At 69.7% G+C, this 22,232-nt stretch carries 13 protein-coding genes; 5 read left to right on the forward strand and 8 right to left on the reverse strand.

Going from position 1 to position 22,232, the window contains the following annotated elements; all coding sequences use genetic code 11:
- Positions 1 to 60: 60 nt before the first annotated feature.
- The 4 genes from KVS69_RS05230 to KVS69_RS05245 all read right to left on the reverse strand — a co-directional run bounded on the left by KVS69_RS05230 (position 61) and on the right by KVS69_RS05245 (position 14,098).
- Entirely contained in the window at positions 61 to 3,558 is a 3,498-nt protein-coding gene (locus KVS69_RS05230; protein ID WP_217537429.1) for a two-component regulator propeller domain-containing protein, read from the reverse strand.
- Between the two features lie 153 nt (positions 3,559 to 3,711).
- On the reverse strand, positions 3,712 to 6,867 hold the full coding sequence (locus KVS69_RS05235; protein ID WP_217537397.1) for a two-component regulator propeller domain-containing protein: 3,156 nt from the start codon (positions 6,865 to 6,867) through the stop codon (positions 3,712 to 3,714).
- Positions 6,864 to 10,331, reverse strand: a complete 3,468-nt coding sequence (locus KVS69_RS05240; protein ID WP_217537398.1) for an ATP-binding protein — start codon at positions 10,329 to 10,331, stop codon at positions 6,864 to 6,866. The genes KVS69_RS05235 and KVS69_RS05240 overlap by 4 nt, the downstream gene beginning before the upstream one ends.
- A gap of 179 nt (positions 10,332 to 10,510) precedes the next feature.
- A complete protein-coding gene (locus tag KVS69_RS05245) occupies positions 10,511 to 14,098 on the reverse strand; it encodes a hybrid sensor histidine kinase/response regulator (protein ID WP_217537399.1) in 3,588 nt (1,195 codons plus the stop codon).
- A 166-nt stretch (positions 14,099 to 14,264) separates the two neighbouring features.
- Between KVS69_RS05245 and KVS69_RS05250 the strand changes: the two genes are divergently transcribed.
- Genes KVS69_RS05250 through KVS69_RS05260 form a run of 3 tightly spaced genes read left to right on the forward strand, consistent with a single transcriptional unit; the run spans position 14,265 to position 16,083 of the window.
- A complete protein-coding gene (locus tag KVS69_RS05250; protein WP_254622042.1) occupies positions 14,265 to 14,939 on the forward strand; it encodes a YceI family protein in 675 nt (224 codons plus the stop codon).
- Positions 14,936 to 15,508 (forward strand): cytochrome b, encoded by a 573-nt coding sequence (locus KVS69_RS05255; protein WP_068853683.1) that lies wholly within the window; start codon positions 14,936 to 14,938, stop codon positions 15,506 to 15,508. Before KVS69_RS05250 ends, KVS69_RS05255 begins: the two co-directional genes overlap by 4 nt.
- Positions 15,509 to 15,510: 2 nt before the next feature.
- Complete coding sequence (locus KVS69_RS05260; protein WP_217537401.1) at positions 15,511 to 16,083, forward strand: YceI family protein; 573 nt, start codon at positions 15,511 to 15,513, stop codon at positions 16,081 to 16,083.
- A 31-nt stretch (positions 16,084 to 16,114) separates the two neighbouring features.
- Here KVS69_RS05260 and KVS69_RS05265 read toward each other — a convergent pair whose 3' ends face one another.
- Positions 16,115 to 16,342 carry a glutaredoxin family protein gene (locus KVS69_RS05265; protein WP_217537402.1) on the reverse strand — a complete coding sequence of 76 codons (228 nt, stop codon included), beginning with the start codon at positions 16,340 to 16,342 and terminating at the stop codon, positions 16,115 to 16,117.
- An 86-nt stretch (positions 16,343 to 16,428) separates the two neighbouring features.
- Here KVS69_RS05265 and KVS69_RS05270 point away from each other — a divergent pair, with 86 nt between their 5' ends.
- Together KVS69_RS05270 and KVS69_RS05275 are read left to right on the forward strand one after the other, a co-directional pair.
- Positions 16,429 to 17,811 carry an L-serine ammonia-lyase gene (locus tag KVS69_RS05270; protein WP_217537403.1) on the forward strand — a complete coding sequence of 461 codons (1,383 nt, stop codon included), beginning with the start codon at positions 16,429 to 16,431 and terminating at the stop codon, positions 17,809 to 17,811.
- Positions 17,812 to 17,861: 50 nt separating this feature from the next.
- On the forward strand, positions 17,862 to 18,857 hold the full coding sequence (locus KVS69_RS05275; RefSeq protein WP_217537404.1) for an alpha/beta hydrolase: 996 nt from the start codon (positions 17,862 to 17,864) through the stop codon (positions 18,855 to 18,857).
- Here the strand turns inward: KVS69_RS05275 and KVS69_RS05280 are convergent.
- From KVS69_RS05280 to KVS69_RS05290, 3 genes are read right to left on the reverse strand one after another with little or no spacing between them, the layout of a single operon-like run.
- A complete protein-coding gene (locus KVS69_RS05280; RefSeq protein WP_217537405.1) occupies positions 18,820 to 19,911 on the reverse strand; it encodes a homoserine dehydrogenase in 1,092 nt (363 codons plus the stop codon). The two genes, KVS69_RS05275 and KVS69_RS05280, sit on opposite strands and share 38 nt — an antisense overlap.
- Positions 19,908 to 21,152 carry an O-succinylhomoserine (thiol)-lyase gene (locus tag KVS69_RS05285; RefSeq protein ID WP_217537406.1) on the reverse strand — a complete coding sequence of 415 codons (1,245 nt, stop codon included), beginning with the start codon at positions 21,150 to 21,152 and terminating at the stop codon, positions 19,908 to 19,910. The genes KVS69_RS05280 and KVS69_RS05285 overlap by 4 nt, the downstream gene beginning before the upstream one ends.
- Positions 21,149 to 22,177: a homoserine O-succinyltransferase gene (locus tag KVS69_RS05290; protein ID WP_217537407.1), complete on the reverse strand. Its 1,029-nt coding sequence runs from the start codon at positions 22,175 to 22,177 to the stop codon at positions 21,149 to 21,151. The genes KVS69_RS05285 and KVS69_RS05290 overlap by 4 nt, the downstream gene beginning before the upstream one ends.
- Positions 22,178 to 22,232: the final 55 nt, after the last annotated feature.

Raw genomic sequence — 22,232 nt, forward strand, 5'->3', positions numbered from 1 at the left:
CGGTAGCAGCGGACCGTTGGTCCGATGACATTTTGTGGCCGGCAACACCGGCCATTGCTGTTACCCACGCCCCTCCACCACCACCCGCGCGATCGCCTGCTCCAGCAGGTCACCGGTCACCGGCTTGCGCAGGAAGCCCTGGAAGCCCGCCTCGCGCACCCGCTGTTCGATGCCCGGGTCGGTCCGCGCCGTCACCGCCAGCAACGGCATCGCATAACCCTGGTTGCGCAGGTGCCCGGCCAGTTCCATGCCGCCCAGGCCGGGCAGGTCAAGATCCAGCAGCACCACGTCGAAGGACGCGTCGCTCACTTCGCGCAGCGCTGCCAACGCGTGCGCGGCGTGCACCACCTCGTGCCCGCGCGCGCTCAGCAGGCCGATGATCACGCTGGCCACGGTGTCGTCGTCCTCGACCAGCAGCAGGCGCAGTGGCGGCAGGGGGTGCCCCTCGGCAACGCCGGCACTCCCGACCGTGGCGTCGGCCATCTGCAGCGGCAGCGGCAGGGTCACGCTGAAGCGCGTGCCCACGCCCAACTGGCTTTCCACCCCGATCTGGCCCTGCATGGCCAGCGCCAGCTCGCGGCAGATCGCCAGGCCCAGGCCGCTGCCACCGTACTGCGCAGCGGTGCGCGCACTGTCGGCCTGCTCGAAGCGCCGGAACAGACGCTGCTGCTGGTCGCTGCTGATGCCGGGTCCGGTGTCGGAGACTTCGAAGTAAAGCCCGCGCGACGGCGCCAGCGCGCGCACCTTCAACCGCACTTCGCCGTTGCTGGTGAACTTCACCGCGTTGCCCAGCAGGTTGAGCAGGATCTGCCGGACGCGCACCGCATCGCCCACGCTGCACAGGCCAGCGGCCAGTTCGTTGTCGACCACGAAGCGCAGCCCCTTCTGCTCGGCCAGCGCGGCCATCAGGGTGCATGCATCATCAATGACACCCTGCAGCGCGAACGGCTGCGCCTGCAACTGCAGCCGCCCCGATTCGATCCGCGCCAGGTCCAGCGCGTCGTTCACCAGGTGCAGCAGGTGCTCGCCGGCATGCCGGATCGATTCGGTGTAGCTGCGCTGCTGCGGGTTCAACGGCGAGCCCAGCAGCAGCTCGCTCATGCCCAGCACACCGGTCATCGGCGTGCGCACTTCATGTCCCAGGTTGGCCAGGAAGCGCGTCTTGGCGGCCGATGCCTGTTCGGCCAGTTCCTGCTTGTGCAGGGCCAGCTGGTAAGCGTGGCGGCGTTGCACGCGGCGCCGGTACAACCAGGCGAACAGGCTCATGAGCAGCAAGGCGATCGAGGCCATCACCAGCAGCCCCGATACGCTGCGCCACCAGGGCGGCATCACGCGGAACTCCAGTACCTGCACCCGCGACCAGACCAGGTCGGCCGAGCGCGCCTGCACCTCCAGTCGATAGCGCCCGGGCGGCAGTCGCGAGAACACACGTTCGCCGCCCGGCCCCACTTCCACCCAATCCGGATCGTAGCCGGCCAGGCGATAGCGATAGCTGTTGGACGATGAGTCGGCGAAGGACAGCAGCCGCGCCACGATGCGAAGGTCGCGGTCGGCGTCGGCGATTTCCAGCGGCGCCAGGTGGGTCAGGTCCAGCACCCGCTCGCCACGGCGCACCTCGACACGTTCAATCACCAGCGGTGCGCGCCGGGTCGCCGGGCGCACCTGGTCCGGATCGAACAGCACCACCCCGGCCGGCGTGCCGCCGACGATGTGGTTGCTGGCCGTGCGCACCAGCGTGCCGCGGCGGAACTCCTGGCTGGGCAGCCCATCGCGCACGCCGTACTGGCGCACGCTGCCCTGGTTGGGATCGACGCGGATCAGGCCACGCGAGCTGGCGGCCCACACGATGTCCTGGGCGTCCACCACCAATCCCGTCGCCGACAGCTGCGGGAAGCCTTCTTCCGGCCCGACCTGGGCCTCGCGCTCGAGCCGCTTCCCGTTCCAGCGGTAGCGGATCAGGCGGCCTTCTTCCGACACCCACATGGAGCCGTCGTCGGCCGACGCCAGGGCATGACTGGCGACAGCTGCCGCGCCGGGCACCGCCTCGAAACGCGCACGCGCCGGTACCCACTGCAGCAGGCCCTGGTTGGTGGCCACCCAGAGGTGGTCCTGCGGACCGCACATGAGATCCAGGACCAGCTGTCCGGGCGCAAACCCGCCCGTGCCGGCCGCGATCCGCTGCCGCACGCCGCCGTCCAGGGCGCGCTGCTGCAGCCCGCCGGACGCAGCGCTCCAGACCCCGCCACCGTCGCAGAGCGCCAGCGCATCCACGTCGCCTTCCATGGCGGCATCGGCACCGGCATCGCTGCTCCAGCGTTGCAGGGAGCCGGTACCCGGGTCGTAGCGCAGGAGCGCTTCGTGCGATCCGATCCAGACATGGCCACGCGGGTCTTCCAGCACCGACAACAGCCACTGGGGACCATCCACCCAGGTCCGGTGCTGGTCCACCTTGCCAGTGACCGGATCGAAGCGGTCCAGTGCGCCATGGGTGCCCACGGCCCACACACCGCCATTGGCCGATGCGGCCATGCCCAGCACGTAGCCGTTGCGAAGCGAGGCCGGGTCATCCTCCAGCCGCGACAGCACCGAGAACTGCCACCAGCGCGGCAGCAGATGCCACAGGCCACTGTTGGTACTGGCCAGCCAGATCCCGCCTTCGCGGTCTTCGTACGCGCCCGTCCAGTTGGGCCGCACCTGGCCACGGGCCACCGCGCTGTACAGGGGCACCTGCTGGAAGCGGCCTTGGTAGGCACGCCCGAGACCCGACCGGGTGTCGAGCCAATAACCGCCCTGCTCGTCGCGCAGCATCATGCCCAGTACCTGGTCGCCGGCATCCACCTTCCAGGGCGCCGGGGCGAAGCTGCCGTCTGCCCGGCGAACCACCGTACCGGCATTGGTGCTGATCCACAGGCTGCCATCCAGCTCGGCGGTCAGCCCGTTGACCAGGGGCGTGGGCAGCTTCGACGCGGGCACCCGCTCGAAGTCGCGCCCGGTCCAGCGCGCCAGCCCCGCCTTGGTACCGACCCACAGGCTGCCGTCACGGGTGGTGGCCATATGCGTGACCGACGCGGCCGGCAGGCTGCGCCGGTTGCCTGGCTCCGGCATGAAGCGGGTGATCACGCCATTGCGGTCGAGCCGGTGCAGGCCGCCCTCGTAGGTGCCGAACCACAGCGCCCCGTCACCGGTGGAGGCCAGGCTCCAGATCGTATTGCTGCCGATCACCGGGTTGCTGGCACGGTCGAAGAAGCGAAGTTCGCGGCGGTCGGCCGACATCATCGCCAGCCCGGCATTCTCGGTACCGATCCACAACTGGTTGCGCGCATCCACGTGCACGCTCCACACCATGTTGTCGCGAAGACCATCCTCGGCGCGCCAGACCCGGTAATTGCGGCCGTCGAACCGGGCCAGGCCATCGTTGGTGGCCAACCACAGGTAGCCGTACCCGTCTTCGGCCATGCGGTTGACGGTATTGGACGGCAGACCATCGAACACGGTCAGCTGGCGCGGCGTTGGCGGAACCGGCTGCGCTGCCACCAGCCACGGCCACATGTACAGCATCCCGAACAGGAGCAGCCAACGCGTAGGCAACACCAAGCAATCTCCTGGAGCGGGTCGGGATCAACCGATGACGTGCAGATGGGGCCGGACTTGTCGCAGAAAGCCCAAGTCACGGGGTGGATGGTAAACGGTTCGCCGGATGGGAACGAACCGTCAGGGCACGCCCGCCTGCTGCAGTGCCCGGCGCAGCGCCGCGGCCGTGACCGGCTTGGGCAGGAGCCCCGCGCCACCGGCAGCCCGCACCCGCCCGGTCAGGCCGGCGGAGGGTTGCCGGCTCATCGCCAGCACCGGAGCGGACACGTTCCGCCCGGGCAGCAGGCCGATCAGGGTCAACCCATCGATGCCGGACAGGTCCAGGTCCACCAGCACCAGGTCGAACCCGCCCGCCGCCAGTTCGGTCAACCCTGCCAGCGCGTGCGCCGCATGCACCGGCTCCCAGCCCTGCGCGGTCAGCAGTGCACTGACTGCAAGGGCAGCGGCGGCGTCCTCGTCCACCAGCAGCACCCGGCCACGGTGCAGCGGCGCCACCGCCGGCATGGGTACCCCCACCTGCACGTGCCATTGCCTGCCGGCCGTCGCATGCACGCGCAGGGTGCCGCCGAGAGCGCCGGCCAGGCGTTCGGCAGTGGCCAACGCCAGGCGCAGGGACGCGACGGACGGCGTCGGCGCGGCGCTCCCGGCGCCGCGGCCCGGCGGGTACGCAGCGCGCCCGCCGGCGGTGAACCGCCACAGCAGCCCCTCGCGCCCGGGTCGCCAGGCGACCTCCAGCACCACGTGCCCCGCGCCGGTGTGCCGCCCCAGCACGCGCGTAACCGCATCGAGCAGTTGCCCCAGTCGCAGCGCATCGCCGTGCGCGCGTGCGTCGCCCGCCACCTGCAGGCACAAGGCCAGCGCGGTGCCACGCCGGCAGGATGGCAGCAGCTGGCGCGCCAACCACTGCCGGTGGACGGCGCCCACCTCGAAGTCGGCCGCCTGCAGGGGGGTACTTCCGGCCTCCAGGCGAGCCTCGTCCAATGCGTGGTTGACCCGCTCCAGCAGCGCGTGTCCGCTCCGCAGGATCCGTTCCAACGGCTGCCGCTGGGCCGCATGCAGGGGCGATGACAGCAGCAGTTCGGCCATGCCCAGGATACCCGTGAGGGGTGTGCGCACCTCATGGCCGAGGTTGGCCAGGTAGTGCGATTTGGCCTGCGCCGAGCGCAGCGCCAGCGACAGGCCCTGTGCGGAGACCTGCGCCCGCCGCCCGCGCGCGACACGGCGTACCGCCGCCCATGCCCCGCCGCCGAGCAGCAGCGCGCCCGCCGATATCCGGGCGCCCACCAGCGCCGGGTGGTGCCAGCCGCTGCGCTCCACCCGCAGCAGCAATGACCGGGTTGACGACCAGCTGCCGTCGGGCAAACGTGCCTGGAACTCCAGGCGGTGCTCGCCGGGTGGCAGTCGCGGGAAGCCGCGGGTCCCGCTGCGGCCCACCCGGATCCATTCCCGGTCCAGGCCGCACAGCCGGAACCGGTACTGCTGGCGCGCGCGCATCCCAGCGCCGAGCAAGCGGACGCTGACCTGGATATCCCGATCGTCCGGCTGCAGGTGGAGCACCGCCTTGGAAGGCAGCACCTGCAGCAGGCCACCGCGGTGCAGTTGCACACGCTCCACCACCAGCGCCGGCTCCCCCCTGCACGCGGCCAGGCCCACCGGGTCGAACCGCACCCTGCGGCCGTGTGCATCCACGGCCAGCATGGTCGATCCATCGGCCTGCAGCTGTGCATTGAACACGGCATCGGGTACCCCTTCGCTTCGCGTGTACAGCCGCACCTGGCCCTCGCGGGGGCGAAGACGCAGCAGGCCACGCGCGCTGCTGGCCCACAACGCGCCCTGTGCGTCGCTGGCCAGCGACGCCAACCGCAGCGACGGCAGTCCCTGGCGTGCATCAATCTGCACGCCGGGCCGGGCCACGCCGTCCTGGATGAGATAGCGCCGCACCGTACCCGCACTGGCCACCCACAAGGCGCCGTCCTCGGCCAGGTGCAGCGCGCTGACCTCGCCGTCGACACCGACAACGGGATGGAAGCGACCGTCCGCCCACCGCGTCAGGCCATGACGACCTCCCCACCAGATGCCGTTGCCTGTATCGCAATGCAGGGCCAACGGACCGGGCGGCGGCGCCTGGTCGGCCGCACCCCAGCGCCACTGTCGGGCGCCGGTGCCGCCAGGCAGCTGCCGCTCGATCCCCGTGCCATCCAGACGCCAGCGGCTGCCATCGGCGCAGGCGAGCGCCAGCGGCGGCGCGTCAGGAGCCAGATGCAACCCGCTGATCGCCGGCATTTCCTGCGGCGCCGCATCAAGCGACATGAAGTGCTGCCAGTGCGGGGGCAGCCGCCACACCCCCATATGCCGCCCCAGCAACCAGAGGCTGCCGTGGCGATCTTCCAGGGCCGTGCGGAACCGGGGCACATCGGCGCTGCCCAACGGTGCGATGCCCACCCCGGGCAGCTGACCGCCTCCGCTCTTCCACACCCGGGCGTCCTCGCCCAGCCACGGTCCGCCGCTGCGCGACGCGCCCAGCGCGCGCGTTCCCGCCGGTGCATCCACCGGTTCCAGCCGCCCCTCGTCCGAGGCGCGCCACGGGCCTGCCGCGCCGGCTACCCACAGCCGCTGCCCGGCATCCACCAGCAGCGCGCTGACCGGCGCAGTGGCCAGCATCGTGGGCGGCGGCAGGAAGCGACCGTTCCTCCAGCGGGCCAGGCCGCGCGGCGTTCCCACCCAGAGCGTGCCGTCGGCCGCCAACGCCAGGTGGTCGACGCGACGGTCCGGCAGGCCGTCCGCGTTCACGGTGGGCAGGTACTGACGCAGCCGGTGGCCCGGGTCCAGCCGGAACAGACCCGCGTCGCGCGTACCGAACCACACCACGCCCTCCGGCGTTGGCAGCACAACACCGATCGCCACGCCCGCCAGGGCCGGAAAACGCGCGCTGTCGAAGCGCTCGATGTGGCTGCGGTCGGCCGACAGGCGCATGAGGTGGCCCTGCCCCGTCCCGATCCACAACCGGTCCTGCGCATCCGCCGCCATCGACAGCAACTGGTTGTCGGCCAACCCCTGCTCCATCCGCCAGATCCGGAAGCGCTGGCCATCGAAGCGGGCCAGGCCATCATCGGTGGCGAACCACAGGTAGCCGTCGCGGTCTTCCACCATCTGGTGCACCGCGTTGGACGGCAACCCGTCGGCGGTGGTGAAGCGCAGCGCCATGGGGGGCGCCGCGCGTACCGATGACGCAAGCAGCAGCAGCGCCAGCAGCAGGCCCTGCAGGGGGCCGATCATGCGCCCGTCACCGCGGCAGCCAACCGCGCCCCGGTCACCGGCAGGCGCAGGAAACCATCGAACCCGCCCGCGCGTGCATCGCGCTCGGCGCAGGCATCGGCGCGTGGCGTAAGCGCCACGCGCCGCACCCCCGGCCACAACCAGGGCAGGCGTGCACTCAGCCGCCCGCCCGCCACCACCATGTCCGGATCAGCCGCGATGAGATCCCAGGGCCCGGGATCGACGTCGCGTACCCACGCGTCTGCATTCTCGACCGCCACCACCCGGTGGCCCTGGGAACGCAGCAGCGCACACACCACCTCGACAGCGTCCGGTTCGGTCGCCGGCAGCAGCACCATCACACGCAAGGCGCGCGATGGCACGGCAGCGCACGCGGTGCGGCGCGGCGCGGCGGGCGCCGCGGCGGGTGCAAGCGCCGGCCACGGCAGTGTCAACTCGAACTGGGTGCCACGCCCGCGCTGGCTGTCGACGTCCAGGCGTCCGCCCATGGCATGTGCCAGGTCCCGGCTGATGGCCAGTCCCAGCCCGCTGCCGCCAGGGTGGGCGGCGGTGTCTGCCGTTTCGACCTGGCTGAAGCGCTGGAACAGCCGCCGCACCTGCGCCGGGCTCATCCCCGGGCCGGTGTCGGACACACACAGCACCAGCCCGCGATCCTCCGGCCCGGTGCGTGCGCTCAGGCTGACCTGCCCATGCGCGGTGAACTTGAGGGCGTTGCCCAGCAGGTTCAGCAGAATCTGGCGCAGGCGCTGCACGTCGCCGTGGAAGCAGGCGCCCGCTGGCAACGTGCTGGTCCAATGCAGCAGCAATGCCTTGCGCCGCGCCACCGGCAGCAGCAGCGCATGCAGCTCACGCATGACCTCCACCAGCACGAAGGGCGCTGGGTGCAGCCGCAGGCGGCCTGATTCGATACCGGCCAGGTCCAGCGCATCGTCCATCAACTGCAGGAGGTGGTGCCCCGCCTGCTGCAGGCTGCCGACCTGCTCGCGCTGCACGCCCGACAACGGCGACTGCAGCAGCAGCTCGCTCCAGCCGAGTACCGGCGTCAACGGCGCACGCACCCGGCGGCCCAGTTCGGCCAGGAAGCGGGTGCGCTGCATCGAATCCTGCTCCGCCCGCAGGCGGTGCGCACGCGCCTGGCGCCGCTGCGCGCGTCGCCGCTGCCGGCGGTAGTGCAGCCGCGCTCCCCCCATCAGCGCTGCGCAGATCGCGGCAGCCAAGGCGACACGACCGGTTGTTGTTTCCCACCACCGGGGCACCACGCGCAACGGCAGCTGACGCACCGCCGACCACGGCCCCCCGGCGTGCCGCGCCTTCACCAGCAGGGAGTGCTCACCGGCCGGCAGGCGGGTGAAAAGGCGCTGCGCCACGGGGCCGGTGTCGACCCATGCCGGGTCGTGTCCCAGCAGGCGGAAGTGGTACTGGATGCGATCAGGATCGCCACGACCGAGCAGGTTCACCGCGACCCGCACATGGCGGTCCCCGGTGCCCAGGATCACCGGCGGTGCGGCGATCGGCACCTGGATCACCCGTCCATGCCGACGACGGCTCATTGCATCGAGCACCAGAACCGGCACCTTTGCCGGGGCGCGAAGCGCGCGCGGGTCGAACGCCAGCAGTCCGCCTTCGCGCACGCCTGCCACCAACGCGCCCGAGCCCAACCGAAGCAGCCGCTGCGGAAGCACCTCCTGCACGGGCAGGCCCTGTGCGGTGTCCAGCACCCCCACCTCACCCGCGTGCGGATCCACCCGCAGCACGCCGCGCGCGGCCCCGGCCCACGCCACGCCATCGGCGCCCACCACCAGCGCGTTGGCACGCAGTTGCGGGTACCCCTCGGCGGCGCCAACGCGACGTTCTCGATGCAACCGTCCCTGCGCCAGACGGTACTGCTCCAGGAAGCCCAGGCGGCTGACCCACAGCGTGCCATCGTCGGCTTCGGCGATGGCCGACACGGTCCCGTCGCCATCGCCCGGGACCGGCTCGAAGCGCTCGCGTGCAACAGACCAGCGCATCACGCCTTGCGGATCGGTGGCCCATACCTCGCCATCACGCGTGCACAACAGCTGCCGTAGCAGAACGTCCTGCCTAAGCCCCACCTGCTGCGGTGCCGCACTGTGCAGCCGCTTGCCGTCCGTCGACCACCGTTGGATCGCTCCAGGGTGCGCGAGCCAGACATCGCCGTTCGCGCATATCTGCAGGTGGATGGGCCCTTGGTCCGTGCCCAATCCGAGCCCCCAGTCGCGTTGGCTGCGCCGCTGCGGGTCATGGCGCAGCAACCGGTCGGCACTGGCGACCCAGACCCGTCCCTGGGCATCTTCGGCCACGCCCACCGGGAGCGCGCTGACGCCGGCATGTGGGAACCGGAGCACGTCACGGCCGCGTCCGGTACGCAGGTCAAGGCGCTGCAGGTGCCCGCGACTGCCCGCAACCCACGCGTGGTGCGTTCCCGATGCGGCCAGGCCCAGTGCGTAGTGACTGCCGTTTCCCGACCCGCTGTCGGCGGTGGCGGGCAAGGCCGTGAACTGCCGCCAGCGGGCCGACAACCACCATACGCCGTGCTGCTCACTTATCCACCACAGGTCACCGTTGCGGTCTTCCAGCGCCTGGCGGATCACCACCGGCCCCGGCGCAGTGCCTGGCGCGGGTTGCAGCGTCCACGGCAGGCTGGCGCCGGCTTCCTGCCGCAGCAGCGCCGCGCCCTGTTGCTGCCAGAGCACGCCGTCCGCACTGCGCAGCACGCTGCGTGCCCCGAGCGGCCGAATGTAGGCACCTGCTGCGCTACTCGTTGCCCAGGTGCCATGCGCCGAGGTGACTTCAATTCCCCCGCGTGGATCGGCCCAGAGCGAACGGATCGGCGCTGCGGATCCGGCCGGCAACGCCAGCCGGGCCAGCCGTGTGCCATCCCATCGCCAAAGCGATGCGGCCTGGGCCACCCACAACGCACCTGCGCTGTCGCGCGCGAGTGCCATGACCGGGCCACCCTCCTGCGGCAGCGGCTGCAACGCCCACTGCGGGTCGCGTGGTGCCCGCCGATAGAGCCGATGGTCGCTTCCAATGGCCCAGATCCGGCCGTCGCCGCTGCTGTGCACCTGGCGCAGCAGACCCTGGCGCAGCGCTGACGGGGCCGATGCGGGCAGCCGCTGGAACCCACCACGATCAGCGCCCATCATGACCAGCCCCGCACTGGCCGTTCCCACCCAGAGCCGGTCGAGGGCATCCACGTGGAGCGTGCGCAGGTCGACATCCGGCAAGCCATCCTCGAGGCGCCACAGCCGGTACCGCTGGCCGTCGAAGCGCATCAGGCCGTCGCTGCCCGCCAGCCACAGGTAGCCGGAAGCGTCTTCAGCGATTTCGCGAACGTTGGGGTCGTGCAGGCCGTCGGCCATGCCGAGCAGGCGCGGCGATGGCACATGTACGACACCCGCATGGCCTGCTGCCGGCCACATCAGCAGCAGGGCCAGGAGCAAGGCTACGGGCTGCCCGCGCAGGGCCTCTCGCGGAGGCGTCACCGTCTACCGCACCATCATCGTTCTCATTGCGGCCACGGTAGGGCGATCACGGCCAGCGCGCATCCGCGTTCCCGTAAAAACGTCACAAAGCAGTGAATCAATTTTTGAATTGAATTTGCCGATTTCTGATACGCAGCCTATGGAGAGGTCACCATCCCGGGCGGGCTGCGGCGAGTGGCACACGCCTGCGCGATCGCGGCCACCAGCAGGTCGCCGGTCACCGGCTTGCGCAGGAAGCCATCGAACCCGGCCGCGAGGACCTGCTGTTCGGCATAGGCATCCGAGCGCGCCGTCACCGCGATCAGCGGCAGCGCGTAGCCCATGGCGCGCAGCTGCCCGGCGATGGCGATGCCATCCAGCGCGGGCAGGTCCAGGTCAAGCAGGCCGATGTCGAAACGTCCGGCAGCCACTTCCGACAACGCCGCCAACCCGTGCAGGGCATGCACCACCGTGTGTCCGCGGGCCTGCAGCAGCCCGGCAATGACGTCGGCTACGGTGGCATCGTCTTCCACCAGCAGGATCCGCAACGGTGGCAGGGCAATCGGCGCGCCATGCAGCGGCGCATCCGCAGCGGGCCGCTGGCGCACGGTCCACGGCAACGGCAGGTGCACGGTGAAGCGGGCCCCCTGTCCGGGCGCGGAGTCGATGGCGATGCGTCCGCCCATCGCCACGGCCAGTTCCTGGCAGATCGCCAGGCCCAGGCCACTGCCGCCATAGCGGGACGCCGTGCGCGGGCCGTCCGCCTGTTCGAAACGGTGGAACAGGCGATGCTGCTGGTCCTGGTTGATGCCTGGCCCGGTGTCGGTGACCTCCAGCTCGATACCGCTCCCGCCCGGCACCAGCTCAATGCCCAGACCGACATGGCCGTGTTCGGTGAACTTGATCGCATTGCCCAGCAGGTTCATCAGGATCTGGCGCACGCGCATCTCGTCGCCACTGACCTGCACCGGGCCGGGCAGGTTGAAGCTGCGCTCGAAGGCCAGCCCGCGATGATGTGCCATCGGTTCCATGAGCGTTTCAACCTGGGCCAGCATCGACATCAGGTCAAACGGCCGGATGTCCAGTTCCAGCCGCCCCGCTTCGATCCGGGCCAGATCCAGCGCGTCATTGACCAGCCGCAGCAGATGGGTACCGGCGTGCTGGATGGACGAGGCATAGCCGCGCTGCAGCTCGTCCAGTGGCGTGGCCAGCAGCAGTTCGCTCATGCCCAGCACACCGGTCATGGGGGTACGCACCTCATGGCCGAGCGTGGCAAGGAACCGGCTCTTGGCCTGCGACGCCTGTTCGGCGATCTGCTGCTTGTGCACGGTCAGATGCCATTGCTGGCGGCGGCGCAGACGGGCGCGGGCAAACGCCGCCACGGCGGCCACCAGCAGCAGCCACAGCACCACGTAGCCCAGCACGGCCCAGCTGCTGCGCCACCACGGTGGCTGTACCTGCACGGTGATCGTGCGTGACGGGGTCCATTCCCCATGCGGGGGAGCGGCCTGCACGTCGATGGCGTACTGGCCTGGCGGCAACCGCGACAGCAGGCGTTCGCCATCTGCGTTCTGCATCACCCAGTTCTGGTCATAGCCGGACACGCGGTAGCGGTAGCGGTTGCCCATCGGGCTGGCATAGGACAGCAGGCGCGCCGAGATGATCAGATCGCGATCGCCCGGGCCCAGCACCAGCGGCGCGTTGACCGGCAGCGACTGCTGGCCTTCGGCATCGTCGCGGCGTACCTGGATGTTGTCGATGACCAGCTGCGAAGGCGGCAGCGGCGTGTCTGCTGCATCCGGGTCGAAACCCACCAACCCGGTCGCGGTGACGGCCAGCACCCGGCCGTCGGCACCGGCCACGGGTGGGCGTCCGCTGAATTCCCGATCCGGCAGCCCGTCCTTCTCGCCGTACAGCCGCAGCCGACGTTCGCGGGAATGCCAGCACACCAGCCCACGCGTGGTGGTGGCCCACACCTGCCCGTTACGGCCAAGCGCGATACCCCCCATCGACACCGGCGGCATTCCCTGCGCGGCCCCGACCCGTTCCCGCAGCGTCATGCTGAGCCCGTCCCACCGGTAGCGCTCCAGTGCGCCACTGCGCGCCATCCAGACCTCATCGGCACTGACCCAGGCCATGTCGAAGAGGTTGCCGGGCGCAATGCCGGGCACGCGTTCAAAGCGGTCCTTCTGCCACCGCAGCAGCCCCATCTCGCCCGTTTCGCCCATGTCGCCCATGATCCACAGCCCGCCGCGCGGATCGAACAGCATCTGCTCCACCGGCACATCGACCAGGCCGCGGCCGTCACCGATGCGGATGTCGTCGAGCAGCTTGCCCTGCGCGTCCCGGCGCTGCACGCCGTAGTTGGTGATCGACATCCACAGATCACCGTTGGGCGCTTCGCGGATCAGCTCAATGCGTTGGCGCACATCCGCGCCGCCTCCGATCTTCCACTCGCGCAGCTGTCCGGTCTTTGGCTGGAACAGCCCCAGCCTTCCGGCCCGACCGAGCCAGAGCGCACCATCGGCGCGCGGCAACACCGACCTGACCGCTCCCACGCCGATCTGCTTCTCAGTGGCTATCTGGTGCAGGCTTCCGCCCGCATCCAACCGGTACACCCCATGCGCCCCGGCGACGTAATAGTCGTTGCCTGCCGCAGCTGCCCCGAGCAGGTACGCACTGTCCAGGGGTTTTCCATCGAGCTGGTACCAGGTGGAGAAACGCTTCCAGTCCGGAGGGAGGTAGGCCAGGCCCTGGGTCAGCATGGCCACCCACAGTCCCCCCTCGTGGTCCTGCAGCATGTCCAGCACGCCGCTGCGTTCGGTCAGGAATCCGCTGCCGCCATCGCCGGCCAGCAGGCGCAGCTGGGCATCATCGCCGCGATACAGGCCGTCGGCCGTGCCCAGCCAGTAGCCGCCATTGCGATCATGCAGCACCGAGGCGGCACGCACATCGGCGCCCACCTTCCACGGTGCCGGGCGCGCGTCGCCGTCGGGACTGATCCGGAACAGCCCTCCCTCGGTACCGGCCCACACCGTGCCATCGGGGTCGCGGGTCAACCGGAACACGCTTTTGCCGCCCAGCACCGCCGGCGCGATCCGGGTGAAGCCGCGGCCGTCCCAGCGCGCCACGCCGCTGCCGGTACCCACCCAGACATGGCCTGCAGGATCGGACAGCAGGCTGTAGATGGTGTCGTCGGGAAGCGCTGCCGGATCGGCCGCGTTGGCCTGGTAGCGGACCAGCGTCCCGTCCTCTTCCCGCCGGCAGATGCCATGGCGGTTGGTGCCGATCCACAAGGCCTTGCCCGCATACGCCAGCGACCAGAACTGCCCCTCGCAATGCTGGTCGAGGTCTGGGAACCGCTCGAAGCGTTCGCGGCCAGGCCCGAGCATGCTCAGGCCAACGCCGTTGCTGCCCACCCAGACCCGATCCAGCGGGTCGACCAGCAGCGTCTCGATCTCGTTGCCCGGCAGCGAGCCGGGATCGTCGGGTTCATTGCGCCAGACCCGCAGGCCAACGCCGTCGATGCGGGCCAGGCCATCATCGGTGGCGGCCCAGATGTAGCCCTGACGGTCCTGCGCCAGGGCAAGCACCATGCGCGAGGGCATGCCTTCGGCGGCGCCGAGGCGGCGCATGCGCGGTGTCTCTGCCGATGTCCCTGCGGCCCACAACGCCGACGGCACCGCATACAACGCCAGTGCCAGCAGCACGATGCCTGCCCGCCAACCGCGCGCGCTCAACGCCATCGAGTTCTCCCTGTTGCCCGGGATTGTCACACAGTGCGCTGCACAACGCCCCGGTCGCGCGCTGCGGGGCGCACCACGATCTGTTGCAGCCATGGTGCTGCCAGGCATCACGGAGCAGCGCGTATGATCGGCCCAGCCCTGAACGGAGCCGGCCGTGACCAAGCGCCTGACCCTTGCCCTGCTGTTGTGTACCGCCCCCTGGGCGGCGAGCGCCGCGCCCGATACCTACCGCCTCGACCCGGTGCATACACGGGTGCTGTTCGCGGTGGAGCACGCCGGTTTCTCGCAGGCACTGGGCACCGTCTCGGGCAGCGAAGGCGTGCTTGCCTTCGATCCCGACGACTGGAGCAGCGCCACGCTCACGGTCAGCGTGCCGCTGCAACGCCTGGATCTTGGCGATGACAAATGGAACAAGGCCGCGCTGGCGCGCAACCTGCTCGATGCCGAGCGCCATCCCGAGGCCCGGTTCGTATCCACCCGCATCGAACCGGTCGATGCCGCCCATGCGCGGGTGATCGGTGAGCTGACCCTGCGCGGGGTCAGCCACGAGGTCGCGCTTGATGTCACGCTCAACGCCGTCAAGCGCCACCCGATGCCGCCATTCCGCCGTACTGCCGGGTTTTCAGCCACAGCCACCCTGAGCCGAAGCGCGTTCGGGGTGGATGCGTGGCCGTCGATGATCGGCGACCAGGTCCAGCTGCGCATCGAAGCCGAAGCCCTTCGCGACCGCAGTGCCACCGATCCGCAGGACACACCGTCCGTCGACCCGCCGGGAACTCCGGAACCGATCGACGACTCCGACACTCCCTCTACTTCGCCAGCCCGGAAGCGCTCGCCATGACGACCCGAAACACCCGTGACCGCTGGGGCAGTGTCAGCCAGGGACTGCACTGGCTGATCGCCCTGCTCATCCTCCTGCTCGGCATCGTCGGCCTGACCATGGGCGAACTGCCACGCACCCCGAAGTATTTCTGGGTCTACACCGCGCACAAATCGCTGGGCATCACCGTGCTGGCCCTGGTGGCGCTGCGCCTGGGCTGGCGCCTGTATGCCGGCGCGCCCGAACCGGTACCCGGAACCCCGACCTGGCAGGAACGCATCGCCTCGGCCACCCACTGGTTGCTGTACGTGCTGATGTTCGCGCTGCCGTTGTCGGGCTGGGTCTACGATTCGGCCAGTGGCCTGCGGCCGTTCCGCTGGTTCGGGCTGGTCGACGTGCCCAAGCTGGTCGCGCCCAACCCGGGCGCGCGCGATATTTCCCATGCCATCCATGAGTGGGGCTTCTGGGTGCTGATCGCCGTGGTGGTCGCCCATGCCGGCGCTGCCTTGTACCACCACCTTTTCCAACGCGATGCCACGCTTGCGCGCATGCTGCCGCAGGGCTGGCTCGCCTCCCCCCAGAAGGACTGACGATGAACATCAAGCTCACCTCCCCCGCCGCCGTGGCTGCCGCGCTGGCCGGCCTGATGGCCACCGCCCCGGTGCTTGCCGCCGACTACGTGCAGGCCGCCAACAACGGCTCCACGTTGGTTTTTGCCACCAAATATGACGGTGAAGTGTTCACGGGAAGCTTCCCCGGCTTCTCGACCAAGGTCAGCTTCGATCCGGTCGACCCCGCCGCCGGCACGCTGGACGTGACCATTCCACTGGCCGGCGCAACGTCGGGCAACAGCGACCGCGATTCGACGCTGCAGGGTGCGGAATTCTTCAATGTGGCCAAGTTCGCCACAGCCCGATACACCGCCAAAGGCTTCACCAGGAGCGGCGACAAGTACGTGGCCAATGGCACGCTGGAACTGCGCGGGGTGAGCAAGCCGGTTACCTTCACTTTCGAATTGAAGCCCGGTCCCAACCCGGTGCTGACCGGCAAGGCCACGGTCAAGCGCCTGGACTTCGGCGTGGGCGGCGGTGACGACTGGAAAGACACCAGGAACATCCCGGACGACACCGCGATCAGCACCGTGGTCAAGCTGCAGGCGAAGTAACCCCTCCCGTGGCGCCGGCCAACGGCCGGCGCTACCGGTGCCCGCTCATCCACGCCGACAGGGTGGACGCATCGAAGGGCCAGTCCAGCTCACGCCCCTGCCCATCGCACAGCACCGGCACGCGGCTGCCATAGCGGGCCTCCAGGGCCGCGTCATCATCGATGAACACACTGTCGAGCCCGGGGACCCGGGCCTGGGCCAGGACCGCGAGGGCCAGGTCGCAGAGGTGGCAGTCGTCGCGCTGGTACAGGATGAACATAGGCTCGATATGTTGCGTTGCAGCCAGGGTGGCGGGCCCGGACAGCATAGAATAGTGCTCCATCCGATACCCGCAGTTTGGCAATCATGGCTGTCAGCACGTTCGACGTTTTCAAGATCGGCATTGGCCCGAGCTCCTCGCACACCGTAGGACCGATGAAGGCCGCCGAACGCTTCGTGCACCGCTGGCTGCTGGACCCGGGCTGCCTGCAGGACGTGGTGCGCATCCGCGCCGACGTGTATGGCTCGCTGGCGTTGACCGGCCGCGGCCATGGCACTGACAAGGCCGTGCTGCTGGGCCTGGAAGGCCAGCGACCGAACCAGATCGATCCGGACATCATTCCCGGCACGCTCGAGCGGATCCGCAGCAGCAAGCGCATCCGGTTGATGGGCACCCATGAGATCGCCTTCGACGAGAAGCGCGACCTGGGCCTGAACAAGCGCCAGAAGCTGCCCTACCACACCAATGGCATGCGCTTCACCGCGTACGACGCGCAGGACCAGGTGATCGCCACGCGCGATTACTACTCGGTGGGCGGTGGCTTCGTGGTCAACCAGGACGACGCGGCCGATGACCGCATCGTGCCCGATGAAACCCCGCTGCCCTACCCGTTCAAGAGCGGCGACGAGCTGCTGGCGCAGACCGCACGTAGTGGGCTGAGCATTGCCCAGCTGATGTTCGAGAACGAGAAGTGCTGGCGCAGCGAAGACGAAATCCGCGACCAGCTGCGCGAGATCTGGGACGCGATGCAGCAATGCTGCGCCCGGGGCATCCGCCAGGAAGGCACCCTGCCCGGTGGCCTGCATGTGTCGCGCCGCGCCCCGGCGCTGTACCGCGAGCTTTCATCCAAGCCGGAAGCGGCCATGCGCGACCCGCTCACCACGCTGGACTGGGTCAACCTGTACGCGCTGGCGGTCAACGAAGAGAACGCAGCCGGTGGCCGCGTTGTCACCGCGCCGACCAATGGTGCGGCCGGCGTGCTGCCGGCGGTGCTGCATTATTTCGACCGCTTCTGCCCCGGCGCCAATGAACAGCGCGTGTTCGATTTCCTGCTCACCTCGGCCGCGATCGGCATCCTGTACAAGGAAAATGCCTCGATTTCCGGCGCCGAAGTCGGCTGCCAGGGCGAAGTCGGCGTGGCCTGCTCGATGGCCGCCGGCGGCCTGGTCGCCGCGCTGGGCGGCAATCCCAGCCAGATCGAGAACGCCGCCGAAATCGGCATGGAGCACAACCTGGGCCTGACCTGCGACCCGATCGGCGGGCTGGTGCAGATTCCCTGCATCGAGCGCAATGCGATGGGCGCGGTGAAGGCGATCAACGCCTCGCGCATGGCCATGCGCGGCGACGGCAAGCACAAGGTGTCGCTGGACAAGGTGATCAAGACCATGCGCGATACCGGCCGCGACATGCAGGACAAATACAAGGAAACCAGCCGCGGCGGGCTCGCGGTCAACGTCATCGAGTGCTGATCGGAGACGCGCGGGCGGTTATCCTCGGGGTTCCCCCACTGGAGACCGCCATGCGCATCCTGGCCGCCGCCCTGCTTGCCTGCCTGCCCCTGACCTCGTTCGCCGCCGACACCTACGACGCGCGCCTGCAGGCCTTCGACTACGGTTGGCCGATCAAGACCTTCAGCTTCGATTCGCAGCGCCAGCCGCTGGAAATGGCCTACCTGGACGTGGCGCCTGCCGGCCGCCAGGTCGGCACGGTGGTGCTGTTGCACGGCAAGAATTTCTGCGCGGGCACCTGGCGTGATGCCATCACCGCGTTGAGCAGCGCCGGCTACCGGGTAATTGCGCCGGACCAGATCGGCTTCTGCAAATCGAGCAAGCCACTGCGCTACCAGTACTCCTTCGGCCAGCTGGCCGCCAACACGCAGGCGCTGTTGGCGCATCTCAAACTGGACACCACCAAAGTCGACCTGGTCGGCCATTCGATGGGCGGCATGCTGGCCGCGCGGTTCGCGCTGATGTATCCGCAGCAGCTGCGCCAGCTGGCGCTGGTCAATCCGATCGGGCTGGAAGACTGGAAGGCCAAGGGCGTGCCTTGGCGCAGTGTGGATGCGTGGTATGCCAACGAACTGAACACCAGTTTCGACAGCATCAAGAAGTACCAGCTTGACGTCTACTACAGCGGCCAGTGGACGCCGGAGTTCGAACACTGGGCACGCATGCAGGCCGGGATGTATGCCGGCCCCGGCAAGCAGGCCGTGGCCTGGAGCCAGGCGCTGACCTCGGACATGGTGTTCAACCAGCCGGTCGTGCATGAGCTGGCCAACATCCGCGTGCCGACCACGCTGTTCATCGGCCAGAAGGACCGCACCGCGATCGGGCGTGACCTGGCCCCGCCGGCATTGAAAGGTGCGCTGGGCGACTACCCTGCCCTGGGCAAGGCTGCCGCCGCCGCAATCCCCGGCGCGACGCTGGTGAGCTTCGACGACCTGGGGCATTCGCCGCAGGTGCAGGACCCCTCGCGGTTCAACGCGGCGTTGTTGAAGGCGTTGAAGGGCGGGTGATCGACAACACGTCGTCCAACAAGGCGGCAGCGGTGACCCCGGCCCCCGCACCCGGCCCCTGGATCAACAACGGCTGCACGTTGTAGCGGTCGCTGTGGATCGCCACGCGATTGTCGGTCTGCGCACCGCCGGCCAGCGGATGGTCCAGCGGCACGATCCGCAGCCCGACCGAGGCGCCGTCGTGGTCGAAGCCGCCGATGAAGCGCAGGCAGCCGCCCTGCGCGCGTGCCTGCTCCCAGTGCCGCTGCAGCGGCGCGTCCAGCAGGGCCAGCTGTTCGATCGCCGCGGTGGTCGGCAGCGCCGCCAGTGCATCGGGCACCAGCGAGTTCACGGCCACCTGCTCGGCGCGCAGCGCGATGCCGCTGGCGCGGGCAAGGATCAGGAGTTTGCGGCGCACGTCCTCACCGGACAGGTCCACGCGCGGGTCCGGCTCGGTGTACCCCGCGCCCGCCGCCTCGCGCACCCACGCCGAGAAGGGGCGCTGACCGTCGTAGTGATGGAACAGCCACGCCAACGACCCCGACAGCACGCCTTCCACCCGGTGGATGCGGTCGCCGCCGGCCACCAGCCCGCGCAGGCTGCTCAACAGCGGCAGCCCTGCGCCAACCGTGGCACTGTCGCCGTAACACGCACCACCGTCCAGCCCGCTACCCGCGATGGCCTGTGCACGCGCCAGCTGTGCGCCCTGCCCCAGCTTGTTGGCTGTCACCACGTGCACGCCGCGCGCCAGCCACTGCTCATGCCAGTTGGCCACATCGTCGCTCGCGGTGGCGTCCACCACCACGTCACCGCGTTGCAGACCTTCGGCTTCGGCCCAGGGTTGCAGCGCGGGCGCCGTGCGCGCGGCATCGTTGGCGCGCGCCAGGGCCCGCGCCGGTTGCTGTTCGCAGGCGCGTGCCGTGCGCGAGTTGGCCAGCCACGAGAACTGGGGCAACTCGACGCCTCGTGCTTCGAGCGCCTGGTAGCGCTGCACGAACGCGGTTCCAACGGTGCCCGTACCCAGCAACGCCAAGCGACGTGGCGCCGGTCGCGCGAAAGGCAGTACCGCACTCATGCGTCCACCAGCCTGCGCTGGGCCAGCTGCGCCAGGCGGTCGATCACCGCCTGGGCCCGCTCCAGGCCGGCCTGCAGGTCCGCGACCAGGTCTTCAGCCGCTTCGATACCCACCGACAGGCGCAGCAGGCCCTCACTGATTCCCGCATGGGCGCGGGCCTCGGCGGTCATCGCCGCGTGGGTCATGGTGGCCGGGTGCGCGACCAGGCTTTCCACCCCGCCCAGCGATTCGGCCAGGGTGAAGCAGCGCAGGCCATCGACGAAGGCGCGCACCGCCGCGTGCGGGTCATCGCCCGGGCACGAGGCCAGTTCAAACGACAGCATCGCGCCGAACCCGCTCTGCTGGCGCGCGGCAATCGCGTGGCCGGGGTGCGATTCCAGGCCGGGGTAGTAGACATTGGCCACCGCGTCGCTGGCGGCCAGCAGCTGCACGATCTCGGCGGTGTTTTCCTGGTGCACGCGCAGCCGCGCGCCGAGCGTCCGCAGGCCGCGCAGGGTCAGGAAGGCATCGAACGGCGAACCGGTCAGGCCGAGTGCGTTGGCCCACCACACCAGCTGCTCGTGCAACGCCGGATCGCGCGCCACCACGGCGCCACCGACCACATCGCTGTGGCCGTTTATGTACTTGGTGGTCGAATGCAGCACCACATCGGCGCCGAAGGCGATCGGCTGCTGAAGCGCCGGTGACAGGAAGGTGTTGTCGACCACCACCTTCGCACCGGCGCGGTGCGCGGCATCGATGACGAAGCGCAGGTCGGTGATGCGCAGCAGCGGGTTGGACGGAGTCTCGATCAACACCAGCGTGGGCGACTGCGCCAGCGCGTCGGCCAGCGAACGCGGGTCGGTCAGGTCGGCGGTGACCAGCTGGAAGTGACCCTTCTTGGCCAGCGCGTTGAACAGCCGCCAGCTGCCACCGTAGGCGTCGTGCGGCACCACCAGGGTGTCGCCCGGTTCCAGCAGCGCATTGAGCACCAGATTGATCGCGCCCATGCCGGTGGAGGTGATCACCCCGCCAGCACCGCCTTCGAGTTCGGCCAGCGCCTCACCGAGCAGGTCACGGGTGGGGTTGCCGCTGCGGGTGTAGTCGTACTGGCGCTTGTTGCCGAAGCCATCGAAGCTGAAGTTCGACGACAGCACGATCGGCGGGGTCACCGCCCCGTGCGCGGTATCGCGATCGATACCGGCGCGCACGGCGGCGGTGACTCGGCTACAGGTCGGCTCGGAACCGGCGGACTGGCTCATGCGTTTTCTCCCGGGGTACGGAATGCGGTGGCGAGGATCGCGTCGATGCGATCGGTTTCTTTGAGGAAGGCGTCATGGCCATAGGGCGAGCGCAGCACGCGCAGGCTGCCGCGCGGGCCCAGCCCTTCAACCAGGCCGACCAGGTCGGCCAGCGGCACCAGGCGGTCGCCTTCTACGGCCACCACGACGGTGGGTACGCTGATCGCGGCGGGGTCGATGCGGTGCAGGTCGATCGATTCGGACAGGCGCAGGTACGCCTCCACCGGGGTGCGCGCGACGTACTGCGCGCCGGCGGCATCCAGGTAATCTTCGGCCGCCACGCGGACACGCCCGTTGACCACTTCCGGCGGTGCATCGAAGCGCTCGCCAAATTCTTCCGGCGTGCGGTAGCTGAGCATGGCGAACTGCCGGGCCAGCGCCAGGCCGTGGCTTTCGCCGCACTGCAGCTGGCCCAGCGCAACCGCGCGGCGCTGCAGCGCGCGCCAGGCGGCGGCATAGGGATGCGGGCGATGCGCGCCGCTGACCGCGACCAGCTTGGCCAACCGCTGCGGGTGGCGCACTGCGAACTGCTGGCCCACCAGCGCACCGTAGGAGTAGCCCACGAAGCACTGCAGCTGGGTAATGCCGAGGTGATCGAGCAGCAGAGCGAGCGCATCGGCCTGGTCGGCGGTGTCGATCGGCAGGTCCAGTGCGCCGTCGGCACCGATGAAATCGAAGGCCAGGATGCGGCGCGAGGCCGGATCCAGCGCGCGACCGGGTGCCACCAGGCCCTCCGCCCAGCCCTTCTCGGGGAACTCGGCATTGGCGGCCACATGCCGGTGTGCGGAAATGCCACCGGCCAGCACCACCACGGGCGCCAGTTCACGGCCCACCAGTTCGTAGCGCAGCCGCACCGGGCGCGCCCCCCCGTGGCGCATCGACAGGATCGCGGCGATCTCGCCGCGAACGGCGCTGCGCCCGGCATCAACCGGAACGCTCAAGGGGGCGAAGGAGTCGGAAGCAACGGCGGCGGTGGCGAAACTCATGGCGATATCCCGAAGAGGAAAACGGCCATCGAGCTTTCGCGGAGCTCGCGTTCGA

The organism is Stenotrophomonas sp. GbtcB23, assembly GCF_019091045.1.
In the GTDB taxonomy this organism is placed as follows: Bacteria; Pseudomonadota; Gammaproteobacteria; order Xanthomonadales; family Xanthomonadaceae; genus Stenotrophomonas; species Stenotrophomonas rhizophila_A.